The organism is Geodermatophilus poikilotrophus (assembly GCF_900111455.1).
GTDB lineage: Bacteria > Actinomycetota > Actinomycetes > Mycobacteriales > Geodermatophilaceae > Geodermatophilus > Geodermatophilus poikilotrophus.
The window spans coordinates 217,818-233,597 of the sequence record NZ_FOIE01000006.1 but is presented as its reverse complement, the minus strand read 5'-3'; the positions used below and the strand labels follow the sequence as shown (position 1 = coordinate 233,597).

Below are 15,780 nucleotides of genomic sequence, written 5' to 3'. Positions count from 1 at the left end.
GAGCGTCAGCGAGGCGTGGGGGGCAGCGAGGTCCTCTTACTTGCGGGCGGTGATGGCCTCGGTGGCCTGCGGGACGACGGTGTTCAGGTCGCCCACGACGCCGAAGTCGGCCAGCTCGAAGATCGGCGCCTCGGGGTCCTTGTTGACCGCGACGATCGTCTTCGAGGTCTGCATGCCGGCCCGGTGCTGGATGGCCCCGGAGATGCCGACCGCGATGTAGAGCTGGGGCGAGACGGTCTTGCCGGTCTGCCCAACCTGGAAGGTGTGCGGGTAGTAGCCGGAGTCGACCGCGGCCCGGGAGGCGCCGACCGCCGCACCGAGGGAGTCGGCGAGCGCCTCGATGACGGAGAAGTTTTCCGCCGAGGCGACACCGCGACCACCGGAGACGACGATCGAGGCCTCGGTCAGCTCCGGGCGCGAGGACTTCTGCTCCACGACCCGGTCGACGACGCGGGTGGCCCTGGCGGCGTCGGACAGCTGCACGGCCACCTGCTCCTCCTCGGCCGCGCCGGGCGCGGGCTCGGGGGTGACCGAGTTGCCGCGCACGGTGTAGATCGGGGTGCCGACGGTGACCTTGGAGTGCACGATCGTCGCTCCGGCGAAGGCGACCTGCGTCGCGGTGCCGTCGGGGGCGATCTCGGTGACGTCGGTCAGGAAGCCGCTGCCGGTCTTGATGGCCAGCCGGCCGGCGATCTCCTTGCCCTCCGGGGAGGAGGGGATGACGACCGCGGCCGGGGACTTCTCGGCCACCAGCTGGGCGAGCACCTCGGCCTTGGGTGCGACCAGGAACTGGTCGACCTCCTCGGACTCGGCGACGTAGACCCGCTGCGCGCCGTACTCGGCCAGCTGCGCCCTGGCGGCGGCGGCCGTGCCGGGGCCGCCGACGACGACCGCTGCGGGCTCACCCAGCGCGCGGGCGGCGGTCAGCGCCTCCAGCGTGGTCTTGCGGACGCCCTCACCGGTCGGGTTGAGCTCGACGAGGACCAGGACCTCTGCCATGACTGTGTCTCCTCCTGCGCTTCGATCCGGCTCAGACGATCTTCTGGGCGGCCAGGAAGTCGACCAGCTGGGCGGCGCCGTCGCCCTCGTCGTTGACCTTGACACCGGCCCCCTTGGGCGGGCGGCCGGCGAAGTCGACGACCTGGCTGGTCGCCGTCGCCAGGCCCACGGTCGAGGGGTCGATGCCGAGGTCGGCGAGCGACTTCTTCTCCACCGGCTTCTTCTTGGCGGCCATGATCCCCTTGAACGAGGGGTAGCGCGGCTCGTTGATGGTGTCCCAGGTGGACACGACCGCCGGCAGCGGCGCCTCCAGCGCCCAGAAGCCGCCGTCGGTCTGCCGCTCGACCCGCGCCACGCCGCCCTCGACGGTGAGCTTGCGGGCGCCCGACAGCTGCGGGATGCCCAGCCGCTCGGCCAGCAGCGCCGGCATCACCGACAGCTGGCCGTCGGTGGACTCCGCACCGCACAGCACGATGTCGAAGGACATCTGCTGCAGCGCGGCGGCCAGGATGGCGCTGGTCTGCGGGGCACAGGCGCCGTGGATGGCGTCGTCCACCACGTGCACGGCCTTGTCCGCGCCCATCGACAGGGCCTTGCGGATCGCGTCGGCCGCCGAGTCCGGGCCGACGGTCAGCACGGTGACCTCGCCGCCGTGGGCCTCCTTGAGGACGAGGGCCTCCTCGATGGCGTACTCGTCGATCTCGTTGACGACGTTGTCCGCGCTCCCCCGGGCGACGGTGTTGTCCGCCGAGTCCAGGGTGCGCTCGCTCCCGGAGTCGGGGACCTGCTTGACCAGAACGACGATGTCCATCGTCAACCCACCTCCACGCACAAAGGGCGCGGGCCGTCGCCCGCCTGCTCCGATAGTGGACGTTACCGGCCGGTAACGACCCTGCTGCCGGGGGGCCTGGGTGAGCTGGGTCACTCCGGCCCGGGGTGGCTCAGCGCCCGGTGAAGGTCGCCTTGCCGGGACCGTTCTCGAGGAACGAGCGCATGCCGGTCGCCTGGTCCTCGGTGTCGAACAGCTCGGCGAAGAGCCGGCTCTCCAGGAGCAGGCCCTCGCGCAGCGGCCGGTCCAGGCCCTCGTCGATCGCCCTCTTGGCGGCGGCCAGCGCCAGCGGCGGGCCGGCGGCGAACTTGCGCGCCATGGCCACCGCCGTCTCGTACACCTCCGCGTCGGGGACGACCGCGTCGGCCAGCCCGATCTCCATCGCCTCCTCCGCTCCGACGTGCCGGCCGGTGAAGACCAGGTCCTTCGCCTTGGCCGGGCCGACCAACCGGGCCAGCCGCTGGGTGCCGCCCGCGCCGGGGATGACGCCGAGGAGGATCTCGGGCTGGCCGACCTTCGCGCCGGCGCCCATGACCCGGAAGTCGGCGCACAGGGCCAGCTCGTAGCCGCCGCCCAGCGCGTAGCCGGTGATCGCGGCGATCACCGGCTTGGGGATCTCCTGGACGGCGGTGAAGGAGTCGGTGAGCTCGCGGCCCCAGGCGACCATGCTGTGGCCGTCGAGCTGGGACATCGCCTTGATGTCGGCGCCGGCGGCGAACACCCGCTCACCGCCGTAGACGACGACGGCCCGCACGTCCTCGCGCTTCCCGGCCTCCAGGGCCGCGGCGCGGACCTCCATGTGCAGCTGCTCGTCGATCGCATTCATCTTGGGCCGGTCGAGGCGGATGGTCCCCACCCCGTCCTCGACCTGCAGCGTCACGAACTCCGGCTCTGCCACGGGGACCTCCTGGGGGTGGACGACGTCGTCGCCCGCACCCTAGCCAGCGGTCCGCCGCAGCCCCCGGCGGGCGGCCCCGGGGAGGTACTGGAACGGCCCCTCTGCAGGGCCCCGCCGCGAGCTCGCGCGTGGTGGGGGCAGCGGGGTCCTTCTTCAGGCGACCGGCGGCAGGTACTGCAGCCGGCTGTCCTCGAACACGCGGCGATCGGGCGCCACGACGAGCTCGGCCGGCCCGCGGGCGGCCTCGAGCGCGTCGACCAGGAACCCGCAGCGCTGGGTCGAGGGCACCCGGTAACCCGGCCCGGTGACCACCCATACGGCCGACCCGTCGCCGGCGCGCTCCAGCACGTCGGCGGCGACGGCGCCCGACGGGGTGCCCGTCATGCGGTCCTCGTAGTCGGTCCAGTCGACCCGGTCGGCCGGGCGCAGGTCCGGGTAGACGACCAGGTCCAGCCCGGCCTCCGGCGGGATCAGCCGGGCCACCGAGGGCCCGAGCTGGTCGGGGCAGAAGACGACGACGTCGCCGGGGCTGGCGTCGTCGAGCGCCTGGGCGAGCTCCCCCGCCTGGGTGCGCGGGTCGGTCAGCTGCGGCAGTGCGGTGACCAGCCCGAGCCCGGCGACGACGACCAGCCCGGTGGCGCGCACACCGGTCCCGGGCAGGGCCGCGACGCCCAGGGCGGCCAGCGCGAGGAACCCCACCACGGCGATGCTGGTGTAGCGGCCGGCGACCGCCGTGCCCGTCAGCCCGCTCACCGCGCCGGCCACCAGCAGGGTGCCCAGCGACAGCGCCAGCAGGACCGCACGCGAGGGCCGCGGCCGCAGCGACAGCAGCACCGTGCGCTCGCCGGGACGCCGGGCGGCGGCCGCGGCGAGCAGACCCAGGGCGGCCAGCAGCAGCAGCGCCGTCCCGAGGACGTGGGCGCGCACCTGGGGCCCGCCCTGCCAGGCCTCCAGCGCCAGGGTCAGCACGGCGAAGGCGGGCGGCGCGGCCCACGGCGTCCCGGTGTGCGCCAGCTGCACGAGCAGCGAGAACACCCACGGGGTGAACAGCAGCCCGCCCACGGCCAGCCCGGCGAGCAGGCGCAGCGCCGGGCCGCGGCGGACCGGCAGCAGCGCGAGCGCGAGCAGCCCGGTGACCGCCACGACGTGGAAGGCCCACACGTGCGTGAGGAGCAGGGCGCCGACGACCACACCGAGGCGGAGGACCGGCCCGGCACCGGGACGGCGCACCACCGCGGCGGCGGCGCCGACACCGAGCACGGTCAGCAGCACCAGCAGCGCGTACATCCGCGTCTCGCTGGCGTAGCGGATCAGGAAGGGCGAGGTGGCGAGCAGCACGACCAGGGCGCCCGCGACGCGGCGACCGGCCAGCCGGCGGGCGACGTGCCAGGCCAGCGGCAGCGTCAGGACGCTGATCCCCGCCGACAGGACGCGCACCGCGGTGGCGCTCTCCCCGAACAGCGCGATCCAGACGTGCAGCAGCAGGTAGTACAGCGGCGGCGAGCCGTCCTGCTCCAGCGCGGCGAACAGCTCCGGCAGCGGCAGCCGGGCGATCGCGACGCTCTGCGCCTCGTCGAGCCACAGCTCCGGCGGTGCGACGAAGCGGGCGACGACCCCGGCGGTGACGAGGCCGCCGAGGACGACGGCGAGCACGACGACCGCCCACGGCTGGCCCGGGCGCTCCCCGAGGCGGGGCCACGCTGCCGACCGGCGGCCCGGTCGCGCCGGCGCCGGGCGCTGGAGGGTGGTGGGAGGAGCGGCCTGCGTGCCGCCGGGCCTAGACGACACGCGTACGACGGTCGAGCCGGCACCCGGCGGACCGGACCGCGCCGACGACGGTGCCGGTCCCGGTGACCGTGACGCGGACGTCCTCTCCGGTCGCCTCGGGAACGGCAGGTCCTCCGAGCCCGACGTCGGCGGGAGAGCCGGTCCCCGGCTGTGGCCTGCGCACGCGTCCTCCGCAACTCTCCCGGCGTCCCGGGACTGGTGCGCCACGTCCTCGTCCCGGACGTGGCCAAACCCGTCTACCCCCATGGTCCGTCACCGGAACCTGCGGGTCACCCCTGGGGGGTGGCCGCGCTGCCACCGGCCGCAGTGTGACCGGACGGCGGGTCGGCGCGCCACAGCACCGCCAGGCCGGACGGCGAGGTCGCCACCCGTGCGTAGTGGGTGCGCAGCTCTGCGGTGACCTCCCGGGTGCCCTCGGCCCGCTGCACGTCGTCGCCGGCCCGGTCCAGGCCCAGCACCACGACCGCGTCGAGGTCGCCGCGGACGGCGGGGAGGTCGACCACCGGCGGGATGCGCTCCAGTCCGTGCATCTCCGGATCAGGGTCCAGCCGCTGGCGCAGGTACGGCGGCCCGTCGAAGCGCACCTGGAAGTAGTCGTGCACCGCCTCGTAGTGGCCGACGTCGACGCCCCCGGCGCGGACCGCCAGCCGGCTGGACTCGTGGCGCAGCGGGTCCGGCGCCCCCGTGCCGGGCCAGACCACCGACCGGTCGTACTGCAGGACGGCGACGGTGGAGCCGGGCGGGATCCGGTCGGCCAGCGCCAGCAGCTCGCCGACCTCGCCGGCCGCGGCGGTCTGCGCGGGCAGCCGGCCGAGCGCGGCGGCCGAGGCCGCGACCACCAGGAACACGGTCGCGGCGGCGCCGACCCGCGGGCCCGGAGCGCGCGTGGCCGCCCACAGCACCAGCAGCAGCGGCGGGAACCAGGCCAGCCGGGCGGCGAGGAAGCCGAAGTCCTCGCCCAGCCGGTCCGGCGTCAGCCAGTAGACCACCGTGACACCGGCCAGCAGCAGCCCGAGCGCGACCCGCTCCGGTCCCAGGCCGGGGCCCCCCGGCCGCGCCCGCCGCAGCGCCGCGGCAGCGAGGACGGCGAGCACGACGACGGTGAGCAGCGCCGGCAGCCGCTCCGCGCCCCAGCCGGTGACGAACGGCCGCAGCCCGGTCAGCAGCGCGCCGAGCCGCGCCGGCGACGGCTCGACCTCGCCCTCGGCCGGTGGCCCCTCCCCCGTGGCGAGGTAGCGGGCGGTCAGCGCTGCCGAGGGCACGGCGGCGAGCAGGACCGGGACGGCGTGCTGCCGTACGGCGGCCGGGACCGGGCGGCCGCCGCGGACGGCGCCGACGGTGCGGACCCCGGCCAGCACCAGCACGCTGCCCGCCGCGAACACCCACGGCAGCAGGTGCGCGCTCCAGGTCAGCACGAGCAGGGCGGCCAGCCCCGCCGTCCCGGCCAGCCGCCACCCGTCGCGGCGGCGCAGCGCCACCGCGAGGACGAGCAGCGCCCCGACCACGCCGAGCACGTAGTTGTAGAAGCCGTAGGCCACCAGGTGGCTGCCGGCGAGGGGCAGCGCGGCCGCGGCGAGCCACCAGGCCCGCCGGTCCAGGGCGCGCACCACGCAGGCCAGCGCGGCGACCAGGCCGAGGACGAGCCCGGCGACCAGCAGCGCCTCCGCGCCGTCCGGGCCGGCCAGGGGCAGCAGGGCAACCAGCAGCAGCGTGGCCAGCATGTTGGGCACCGGCGTCAGGTCGCTGCGGTAGTGCTCGCGCAGCAGCGCGCCGGTGGCGTCGTCGTCCCCGGAGTGGAGCAGGACCCAGGCGCCGGCCACGTGCGCGGGGCCGTCCTGGCTGAGCACCGTGGGGAAGAGCACCAGCGGCAGCAGCTGGACGACGACGCCGAGGGCCAGCGCGACGCCGGCCACGACCGCGGGAAGCGACGGACCGCGGAGCGCGCGGACCGGCGCGGCCCCGCTCGCAGCTCGCGAGGTGGCCCCCTGCAGGGTTCCCATCCCCGGCCCGGGTCCCGCCCTGAGCCTGCGAAGGGTGGGGAGGACGGGGCCCCTCCACGAGGAGCGGGGGGCAGGGGGTCCTTCGCCGGGTCCTCTCACCTCTCTCAGGCGGCCCGGCGGGCGGTCCAGCGCCCGTCGGAGCGCTGCACCTGCAGCGCCAGCCCGAAGGTCTCCGACAGCGCCTCCTGGGTGACCACCTGGTCCATCGGGCCGGCCGCCACGAGCTGCCCGCCGCGCAGCAGCAGCGCGTGGGTGTAACCGGGCGGGATCTCCTCGACGTGGTGGGTCACCAGGACCTGGGCGGGGGCGTGGAGGTAGCGGGCCAGGTCCGTCAGCCGGCTGACCAGGTCCTCGCGGCCGCCGAGGTCCAGGCCTGCGCCCGGCTCGTCGAGCAGCAGCAGCTCCGGGTCGGGCATGAGCGCACGGGCGATCTGCACCCGCTTGCGCTCGCCCTCGCTGAGCGTGCCGAACGGGCGGTGCGCCATCGGGGTCACGCCCCACTGCTGCATGAGCACCGCTGCGCGGGTGAGGTCGTCGACGTCGTAGCGCTCCCGCCAGCGGCCGACCACGGCGTACCCGGCGGAGAGGACGACGTCGCCGGTGCGCTCGCCGGGCTCGATCCGCTGGGCCAGCGCGGCGCTGGTCAGCCCGATCCGCGGCCGCAGCTCGAAGACGTCGACCGCGCCGAGGGTCTCGCCGAGCAGCGTGACCGTCCCCCGCGTGGGGTGCATCTGCGCCGCGGCCAGCTGCAGCAGCGTCGTCTTGCCCGCGCCGTTCGGACCGAGGACCACCCAGCGCTGGTCGGCCTCGACCGTCCAGTCGATCCCGCGCAGCAGGCACGTCTCCCCCCGGACGACGTCCACACCCTGCATCTCGACGACCGGATCGCTCGACACGCCCCCCATCCAACCAACCCGCACCGCACCCGCGCCGCTGCGACCCCGGGTCGGCCGGTGCTGTCAGGATCGCTGCCGTGCACAGCAGCCCGGACGAGTACGAGGTGTGGCCCGGTTCCCCCGCCCCCCTGGGAGCCCACTGGGACGGCACCGGGACCGACTTCGCGCTGTGGTCGGCCGGTGCGCACGCGGTCGACCTGTGCCTGTTCGACGACGACGGCACCGAGCACCGCCTCCGGCTGCGGGAGAACACCCACCAGGTCTGGCACGGCCGGCTGCCCGGCGTCGGCCCCGGCCAGCGCTACGGCTACCGCGTGCACGGCGGCTGGGACCCCAGCTCGGGGCTGCGGCACAACCCCGCCAAGCTGCTGCTGGACCCCTACGCCCGGGCGGTCGACGGCGACCAGGCCCTGCACCCGGCGCTGTTCGGCTTCCGGTACGAGGGTGGCGAGGGACCCGACCCGCGGGACTCCGCGCCGTACGTGCCGCGCGGCGTCGTGGTGCACGACTCCTTCCCGTGGGACGGCGACCGCTCCCCCACCACGCCGTGGTCGGACACGGTCATATACGAGGTGCACGTCAAGGGCGCGACGATCCGGCACCCCGACGTCCCGCCGGCTCTGCGCGGCACCTACGCGGGCCTGGCCCACCCCGCGTTCATCGAGCACCTGCAGTCCCTCGGCGTGACCGCCGTCGAGCTCCTGCCCGTGCACCACTTCGTCAGCGAACCGCACCTGCTGCGCCGCGGACTGAGCAACTACTGGGGCTACAACACGCTGGGCTACTTCGCCCCGCACGCGGCCTACAGCTCCTCCGGCACCGCCGGGCAGCAGGTCACCGAGTTCAAGGCGATGGTCAAGTCGCTGCACGCCGCGGGCATCGAGGTCGTCCTCGACGTCGTCTACAACCACACCGCCGAGGGCGACCACACCGGCCCGACCCTGTCCTTCAAGGGCATCGACAACGGCGGCTACTACCGGCTGCGCGAGGGCGACCCGTCCCGCTACCAGGACTACACCGGCTGCGGCAACACCCTCGACGTCCGCCGTCCCCAGGTGCTGGCGCTGCTCATGGACTCGCTGCGCTACTGGGTGACCGAGATGCACGTCGACGGCTTCCGCTTCGACCTCGCCGCGGCGCTGGCTCGCTCGATGCACGACGTCGACCGGCTCTCGGCCTTCTTCGACGTCATCCACCAGGACCCGGTGGTCAGCCGGGTCAAGCTCATCGCCGAGCCCTGGGACGTCGGCCCCGGCGGCTACCAGGTCGGCAACTTCCCGCCGCTGTGGACCGAGTGGAACGGGCAGTACCGCGACACCGTGCGCGACGTGTGGTCCGGCGCCCGCGTGGGGGTGCGCGACCTGGCCTACCGGCTGACCGGCTCCTCGGACCTCTACCGCTCCGACGGCCGCCGTCCCTTCGCGAGCGTCAACTTCGTCACCGCCCACGACGGCTTCCCCCTGGCCGACCTGGTCACCTACGAGCGCAAGCTCAACGAGGCCAACGGCGAGGAGAACCGGGACGGCGAGAGCCACAACCGGAACTGGAACTGCGGCGTCGAGGGCCCGACCGACGACCCGCAGGTCACCGCGCTGCGGGCGCGGCAGGTGCGCAACCACCTGGCCACGCTGCTGCTGTCGACCGGCGTCCCCATGCTCACCGCCGGCGACGAGCTCGGCCGGACGCAGGGCGGCAACAACAACGCCTACTGCCAGGACAACGAGATCTCCTGGCTCGACTGGGCCGACGTGGACGAGGACCTGCGCGCCTTCGTCGCCCGCCTGGTGCGGCTGCGCCGGGACTCCCCGGTGCTGCGGCAGGAGGCGTTCTTCGAGGGGCACGAGCTCCCCGACACCGGCGGCACGCGCGACCTGGCCTGGTTCGCCCCGGGCGGTGCGCAGCTGGACACCGCCGGCTGGTTCGACACCGGGCTGCAGACGATCGGGATGTACCTCGACGGCCGGGGCATCCGGCACCGCGACGAGCGCGGCCGGCCGGTGCAGGACGACTCCTACCTCGTGCAGCTGCACGCCGGCGCAGAGCCCGTGACCGTGCACCTGCCCGGCGCCCCGTGGGCCGACGGCTACGAGTTCGTCGTGTCGACCGAGTGGACGACGGTCGCGCCGCCGCGGCCGACCGTGGTCGCGCCCGGCCCGATCGAGGTGCCGCCGCGCTGCGTCTGGCTGCTCCGAGTCCTCCGCCGGCCCTGACGCCGCGGCCCGGTGCCGTCCCCTGCCGCACCGCCGGGGTCCCTCGTGCTGTGCCGGTACCGCAGCGTCGGCACAGCGCGGGGAACGCCGGCAGTGGCCGGCTCAACGCTCTCGCGGGCACGGCCACCCTTCAGGGTCCCGCGCCGAGCCTGCGAGGCGTCGGGGGAAGGGTGGTCCTTCCTCAGTCGGGCTGCTGCTCGAAGGTGATGACCGTCCACCCCAGCAGCAGGCGGTCGCCGTCGGAGAGCGGGTGGGCCACGCCGGGCTCGAGCTGGGTCCACTCGGTGGCCTCGGGACCGGCGACGTGCGTGCCGTTGAGCGACCCGAGGTCGACCAGCGACACCTCGCGGCCGTTGCGCTGGATCGCGGCGTGCGCCGAGGAGAGCACGTTCTGGGTGTCGGCGATGGGCACCGGCCGGGCGGAGCCCGCGGTGACCAGCTCGTGGTTGTCCGGACGGCGGCCGAGCACGAGGTCCTCGTCGACGGTCACGACCAGGCCGTCGTCGAAGCGCAGCACCGGCGCGGGGGCGGCCTCCGGCTTCCAGAAGGCGGTCGCCTCGCCCTCGTCGTCCTGTGGGCGCGAGGGGGCGGCCGTCGCGCCGTACCCGGAGGACCCGGCGCTGCTGAAGCCCGCGTCGGAGCCTGCGGTGAACGACGGCGCCGCCTGCGGGGCGGCGGCCGACGACGGGTGTGCTGCCGCGGCCAGCTGCAGCATCGCCCCCGAGCCGGGGACGGTGCCCTCGATCAGGTCGTAGGCGACCCCCGGCGGCATGGTGGGCACCGGCTGGCCGGGGCCGACGTAGAGGGTCTGGCCGAGCTGGAAGCCGCTGGCGAGGGTGCAGCCGTCGACCGACGAGCCCGACACCGGGACGCCGTCCACGGCCGGCTGGCCCTTGCCGCACCACAGCGCGGTGCCGTTGCCCGAGCCGCCCGCGGTGTCGACGAGGACGAGCGCGAAGGACGCCGAGCTGCCGCCGAGGACGGCGACCTGACCGGCGACCGCCGCGAGGACGCGCTCCGCGCCGGGGCCGGCCACCCCCAGGCAGGCGTGCAGCGCGGCGACCAGGGCCGGCGAGCCGGGGGCGTCCACCCACAGCAGGCCGCCTCCACGTCGCGCGACGACGGAGTCGCCTGGCAGGACTTCACAGCGGTCGGGCATGGCGTCCAGCCTAGAGGCGACTCGCCCGACTGGGTGATCCGTCCTCCCCGCCACGCCGATCACCGGGCGGGCGGTCGGGACCGGTGCGACCGGCGTGGCAGATGTGTCCTCCGTGGCCCACTCCGAGCACGTGGACCGGGCAGGCGGCGGCCCCGTCCCGGGTCCCGCCCTGTGCTCGCGGAGGGTGGGGAGGACGGGCCTCCTTCAGGCGCTCGCCACGACCCCCAGCTCGGCCGGGTCCGCCAGGTGCTCCGAGTGCGGCAGCACGCGCACCGTGTAGCCGAAGGCGCCGGTGCGCTCCAGGGGCAGCGTGGCGGAGAACCAGTGCCGCGACCCGTCGGTGTGCTCGTGCGCCATCGGCAGGGTGGTCACCTCGTGGAGGCCGTCGGCGTCGTCGACCCGTCCGTAGGCGGCCTGCACCTGGACGTCGGACGGCGTGAGCCCCGGCAGCTCCACCTCCGCGCGCAGCGCCAGCGTCGAGCCGATCTCCGGGGTGTCGCCGGCGCCGGTGGCCTCGACGTGGGCGACCCGCACGGTGCTCCAGCGGTCGAGCAGCTTGGCGCGCCAGCCGGCCTCGGTGCGGGCCGCGCCGTAACCGGACTCGGCCATGTCCCGGGACGAGCCGGCCGCCGGCACGTACAGCTGCTGCACGTAGTCGCGCACCATCCGGGTCGCCAGCACCTTGGGGCCGGTCTCGCGCAGCGTGTGCCGCACCATCTCGACCCACCGGCTGGGGACGCCGTCCCGGTCGGTCTCGTAGAAGCGCGGGATCACCTGGCTGCTGAGCAGCTCGTAGATGGCCCGGGCCTCGATGTCGTCGCGGCGCTCGGGGTCGGCGACGCCGTCGGCGGTGGGGATGGCCCACCCGTTCTGGCCGTCGAACCACTCGTCCCACCAGCCGTCGCGGATGGAGAGGTTCAGCCCGCCGTTGAGCGCGGCCTTCATGCCCGAGGTACCGCACGCCTCCAGCGGGCGCAGCGGGTTGTTCAGCCAGACGTCGCACCCCCAGTAGAGGTAGCGCGCCATGCCGATGTCGTAGCCGGGCAGGAAGGCGATGCGGTGCCGGATCTCGGGGTCGTCGGCGAACTTCACCATCTGCTGGATGAGCTGCTTGCCGCCGTCGTCGGCCGGGTGGCTCTTGCCGGCGATGACCAGCTGCACCGGGCGCTCGGGGTCCAGCAGCAGCGCCCTCAGCCGCTCGGGGTCGCGCAGCATGAGGGTCAGCCGCTTGTAGGACGGGACCCGGCGGGCGAAGCCGATCGTGAGGACGTCGGGGTCGAACGCGCTGTCGGTCCACCCCACCTCGGACTCCGCGGCGCCGCGGGAGAGGGCGGTGTCCCGCAGCCGGCGGCGCACCTCCTCGACCAGCCGGCCGCGCAGCATCCGGCGGGTGCTCCACAGCTCGCCGGAGGGGATCCGGTCCACGCCGTCGAAGTGCACCTCGCCGCCGGCCTCGACCGGGTCGCCCTGGCTGCTGGCCTGGGTGCCCATCTCGACCAGCTCGCGGGCGGTCCACGTCGGTGCGTGCACGCCGTTGGTGATCGAGCTGATCGGCACGTCGCCCTTGTCGAAACCCGGCCACAGGTAGTTGAACATGCCCCGGCTGACGTGCCCGTGCAGCCGGCTGACGCCGTTGGCGCGCTGACCCAGCCGCAGGCCCATGTGGGCCATGTTGAACTTCGTCGGGTCAGCCTCGGCGCCCAGCGGGATCAGCTGGTCCAGGGGGACCCCGAAGCCGGCGAAGTAGCGCTCGATCAGCGCCCGCGGGAAGCGGTCGATGCCGGCCGGCACCGGCGTGTGGGTGGTGAACACCGTGCCGGCGCGCACCGCCTGCAGCGCCTCGGGGAACGACAGCCCGTGCGACTCGGTGAGCTCGCGGATCCGCTCGATGCCGAGGAAGCCCGCGTGCCCCTCGTTGGCGTGGTAGACCTCCGGCGCCGGCGTCCCGGTGAGCTGGCAGTAGGCGCGCAGCGCACGCACGCCGCCGATGCCGAGCAGCATCTCCTGGCGCAGCCGGTGGTCCTCGTCGCCGCCGTACAGGCGGTCGGTGACCCCGCGCTCGGCCGGGGTGTTCTCCTCGATGTCGCTGTCGAGCAGCAGCAGCGACACCCGGCCGACCTGGGCCCGCCAGACGTGCGCGAACAGCGTGCGCCCCTCGGGCAGCGGGACGTTGATGACGACGGCGGTGCCGTCGGGCTGGCGCAGCAGCTTCAGCGGCAGGCCGTGCGGGTCCAGCGACGGGTAGTGCTCCAGTTGCCAGCCGTCGGCCGACAGGCCCTGCTCGAAGTAGCCGGCCCGGTACAGCAGCCCCACGCCGATCAGCGGGACACCGAGGTCGGAGGCGGCCTTGAGGTGGTCGCCGGCGAGGATGCCCAGCCCGCCGGAGTACTGCGGCAGCACCTCGGTGATACCGAACTCCGCGGAGAAGTAGGCGACCGTCGCCGGCGCGCCCTCCCCCAGCGACTGGTACCAGTGCGGCGCGGACAGGTACTCCTCCAGGTCGTCGACGACGTCCTGCAGCCGGCGCACGAACCGCCGGTCCCTCGCGAGGGTGGCCAGCCGCTCGGCCGAGACCTCGCCGAGGACCTTGACCGGGTCGCCGTTGCAGGTCCGCCACAGCTCCGGGTCGAGCGCCTCGAAGAGGTCGCGGGTCTCGGCGTGCCAGGACCAGCGGAGGTTGGTGACGAGGTGGGACAGCGGCACCAGCTCCTCGGGGAGCGATGCCCGGACGGTGAACCGGCGGAGAGCGCGCACGGGGCGAGACTACTGACGGGCGCCACGGCCGCCGCCAGAGCGGTGCAGCGCCGGACGCGTCAGGATGAGCCATGGCCAGCCGACGCCCCGGTCACCCCGCCGTCCCGCCCGTCCCGCACCGCGAACGGCAGGCCACGGCGGCCGATGTGCTCACCCGACGGGCCCTCGATAGCGTGGCCGGGATGACTGGCCGCGCTGACCTCCGCCTCGGCATCACCGATGTCGCCCCCGTCGTGTCCTGCGGCGCGTTCTCCGCGCGCGCCGTGGTCGGTGAGCACCTGCCGATCACCGCGACCGTCTTCCGCGAGGGCCACGACGCCGTCGCCGCGAACGTCGTCTGGACCCCACCGGGCGGGGACGGCGCCGCGCCGTCCCTGCACCGGATGGAGCGCTTCGGCGACCAGCCCGACCGCTGGCTGACCACCGTCGTCCCGGACCGCGAGGGCCGGTGGACCTATCGGGTGGAGGCCTGGAGCGACCCGCTCGCGACCTGGCACCACGCCGTCGAGGTCAAGATCGCCGCCGGTCAGGGGCCCGAGGAGCTCGCCAACGACCTGGAGGAGGGCGCCCGGCTGCTCGACCGGGTGGCCGCCGAGGCCGACGCCGACTGGCGCGACCGCGTCACCGAGGCCGCCGCCGCGCTGCGCGACACCTCCCGGGAGCTGCCCGCCCGGGTCGCCCCGGCGCTGGCCGAGGCGGTGCAGCGGTACCTGCACGACCACCCGGTGCGCGAGCTGGTCACCCCGGGGCCGGAGTACGAGGTCTGGGTCGACCGGCCCCGCGCGCTGTTCGGTTCCTGGTACGAGTTCTTCCCCCGTTCCACCGGCCCGGTCGTCGACGGCCGCCCCACGCACGGCACGTTCGCCACCTCGGCCGAGCGGCTGCCCGCCATCGCCGACATGGGCTTCGACGTGGTGTACCTGCCGCCGATCCACCCGATCGGCACGGTCAACCGCAAGGGCCCGAACACCGCCCAGTTCCCGGGCGGCAACCCCTACGAGATCGGGCCGGACGACCCGGGCTCGCCGTGGGCCATCGGCAGCGCCGAGGGCGGGCACGACGCCGTCCACCCGCAGCTGGGCACGATGGAGGACTTCCGCGCCTTCGTCGACCGCACCCGCGAGCTGGGCATGGAGGTGGCGCTGGACTTCGCGCTGCAGGCCGCGCCCGACCACCCCTGGGTCGAGGCGCACCCGGAGTGGTTCACCACCAAGCCCGACGGCACGATCGCCTACGCGGAGAACCCGCCGAAGAAGTACCAGGACATCTACCCGGTCAACTTCGACAACGACCCCGAGGGCATCTACGCCGAGTGCCTGCGGGTCATCCGGGTGTGGATGGACGCCGGGGTGCGGGTCTTCCGCGTCGACAACCCGCACACCAAGCCGCTGAACTTCTGGCACTGGCTGATCTGGACGGTCAAGGAGACCGACCCGGACGTGCTCTTCCTCGCCGAGGCCTTCACCCGGCCGGCGATGATGCACCAGCTGGCCCGCATCGGGTACACGCAGTCCTACACGTACTTCACGTGGCGCACCGGGCGCGAGGAGCTCGAGGAGTACGGCCGCGAGCTGGCCACCAACAGCCACTACATGCGGCCGAACTTCTTCGTGAACACCCCGGACATCCTGCACGCGTCGCTGCAGCTCGGCGGCCCGCCGATGTTCAAGATCCGCGCCGTCCTGGCGGCGATGATGAGCCCGACGTGGGGTGTCTACTCGGGCTTCGAGCTCTTCGAGCACGTCGCGGTGCGCCCCGGCAGCGAGGAGTACCTCGACAGCGAGAAGTACCAGCTGCGGCCGCGCGACTGGGCCGCCGCCGAGTCCTCCGGGCGCAGCCTCGCGCCCTACCTGCGCCGGCTCAACGAGATCCGGCGCGCCCACCCGGCCCTCCAGCAGCTGCGCACGCTGCGGTTCCACTCCGTGGACAACCCGAACCTGATCTGCTTCACCAAGACCGACCCCGGCTCGCAGGACGCCGTCCTGGTGGTGGTGAACCTCTCCAGCCACCACACCCAGATCGGCACGACGTCCCTGGACCTGCCGGCGATCGGACTGGACTGGTACGAGCGGTTCACCGTGACCGACGAGCTGACCGGCAACAGCTGGGACTGGGGCCAGTTCAACTACGTCGAGCTCGACCCCTACCGGGAGCCGGCGCACGTCTTCTCGATCGCCTATCCCCGGCAGGTCCGGGTACCGCCGCCGGTGTCCTGAGAGAGGACCCGCCTCCCCCCACCGCTCGCCA

General features: G+C 74.4%; 10 protein-coding genes. 2 read left to right on the top strand and 8 right to left on the bottom strand.

Annotated elements, in window-relative coordinates; genetic code table 11:
- Positions 1–36 precede the first annotated feature (36 nt).
- The 6 genes from BMW27_RS15200 to BMW27_RS24390 all read right to left on the bottom strand — a co-directional run bounded on the left by BMW27_RS15200 (position 37) and on the right by BMW27_RS24390 (position 7,419).
- Entirely contained in the window at positions 37–999 is a 963-nt protein-coding gene (locus BMW27_RS15200) for an electron transfer flavoprotein subunit alpha/FixB family protein (protein WP_091445517.1), read from the bottom strand.
- A gap of 31 nt (positions 1,000–1,030) precedes the next feature.
- Positions 1,031–1,810 (bottom strand): electron transfer flavoprotein subunit beta/FixA family protein, encoded by a 780-nt coding sequence (locus BMW27_RS15195; RefSeq protein WP_091445515.1) that lies wholly within the window; start codon positions 1,808–1,810, stop codon positions 1,031–1,033.
- A 130-nt stretch (positions 1,811–1,940) separates the two neighbouring features.
- The gene (locus BMW27_RS15190; RefSeq protein WP_091445514.1) at positions 1,941–2,726 is read right to left on the bottom strand and encodes an enoyl-CoA hydratase/isomerase family protein; all 786 of its coding nucleotides are present in this window, start codon (positions 2,724–2,726) and stop codon (positions 1,941–1,943) included.
- Positions 2,727–2,879: 153 nt separating this feature from the next.
- On the bottom strand, positions 2,880–4,379 hold the full coding sequence (locus tag BMW27_RS15185; RefSeq protein WP_091445512.1) for a glycosyltransferase family 39 protein: 1,500 nt from the start codon (positions 4,377–4,379) through the stop codon (positions 2,880–2,882).
- 404 nt (positions 4,380–4,783) lie between these two features.
- The gene (locus tag BMW27_RS15180) at positions 4,784–6,427 is read right to left on the bottom strand and encodes a hypothetical protein (RefSeq protein ID WP_091445510.1); all 1,644 of its coding nucleotides are present in this window, start codon (positions 6,425–6,427) and stop codon (positions 4,784–4,786) included.
- Positions 6,428–6,618: 191 nt separating this feature from the next.
- Positions 6,619–7,419 carry an ABC transporter ATP-binding protein gene (locus BMW27_RS24390; protein ID WP_091445509.1) on the bottom strand — a complete coding sequence of 267 codons (801 nt, stop codon included), beginning with the start codon at positions 7,417–7,419 and terminating at the stop codon, positions 6,619–6,621.
- A 68-nt stretch (positions 7,420–7,487) separates the two neighbouring features.
- Here BMW27_RS24390 and glgX point away from each other — a divergent pair, with 68 nt between their 5' ends.
- On the top strand, positions 7,488–9,620 hold the full coding sequence (gene glgX / locus BMW27_RS15170) for a glycogen debranching protein GlgX (protein WP_091445507.1): 2,133 nt from the start codon (positions 7,488–7,490) through the stop codon (positions 9,618–9,620).
- 181 nt (positions 9,621–9,801) lie between these two features.
- On the opposite strand, the gene BMW27_RS15165 is transcribed toward glgX, so the two are convergent.
- On the bottom strand, positions 9,802–10,779 hold the full coding sequence (locus tag BMW27_RS15165; RefSeq protein WP_091445505.1) for an FHA domain-containing protein: 978 nt from the start codon (positions 10,777–10,779) through the stop codon (positions 9,802–9,804).
- Positions 10,780–10,983: 204 nt separating this feature from the next.
- Positions 10,984–13,533, bottom strand: a complete 2,550-nt coding sequence (gene glgP / locus BMW27_RS15160) for an alpha-glucan family phosphorylase (RefSeq protein ID WP_091445504.1) — start codon at positions 13,531–13,533, stop codon at positions 10,984–10,986.
- A 182-nt stretch (positions 13,534–13,715) separates the two neighbouring features.
- Here glgP and BMW27_RS15155 point away from each other — a divergent pair, with 182 nt between their 5' ends.
- Positions 13,716–15,749 carry an alpha-1,4-glucan--maltose-1-phosphate maltosyltransferase gene (locus tag BMW27_RS15155; RefSeq protein WP_091445783.1) on the top strand — a complete coding sequence of 678 codons (2,034 nt, stop codon included), beginning with the start codon at positions 13,716–13,718 and terminating at the stop codon, positions 15,747–15,749.
- The last annotated feature ends 31 nt before the right edge of the window (positions 15,750–15,780 follow it).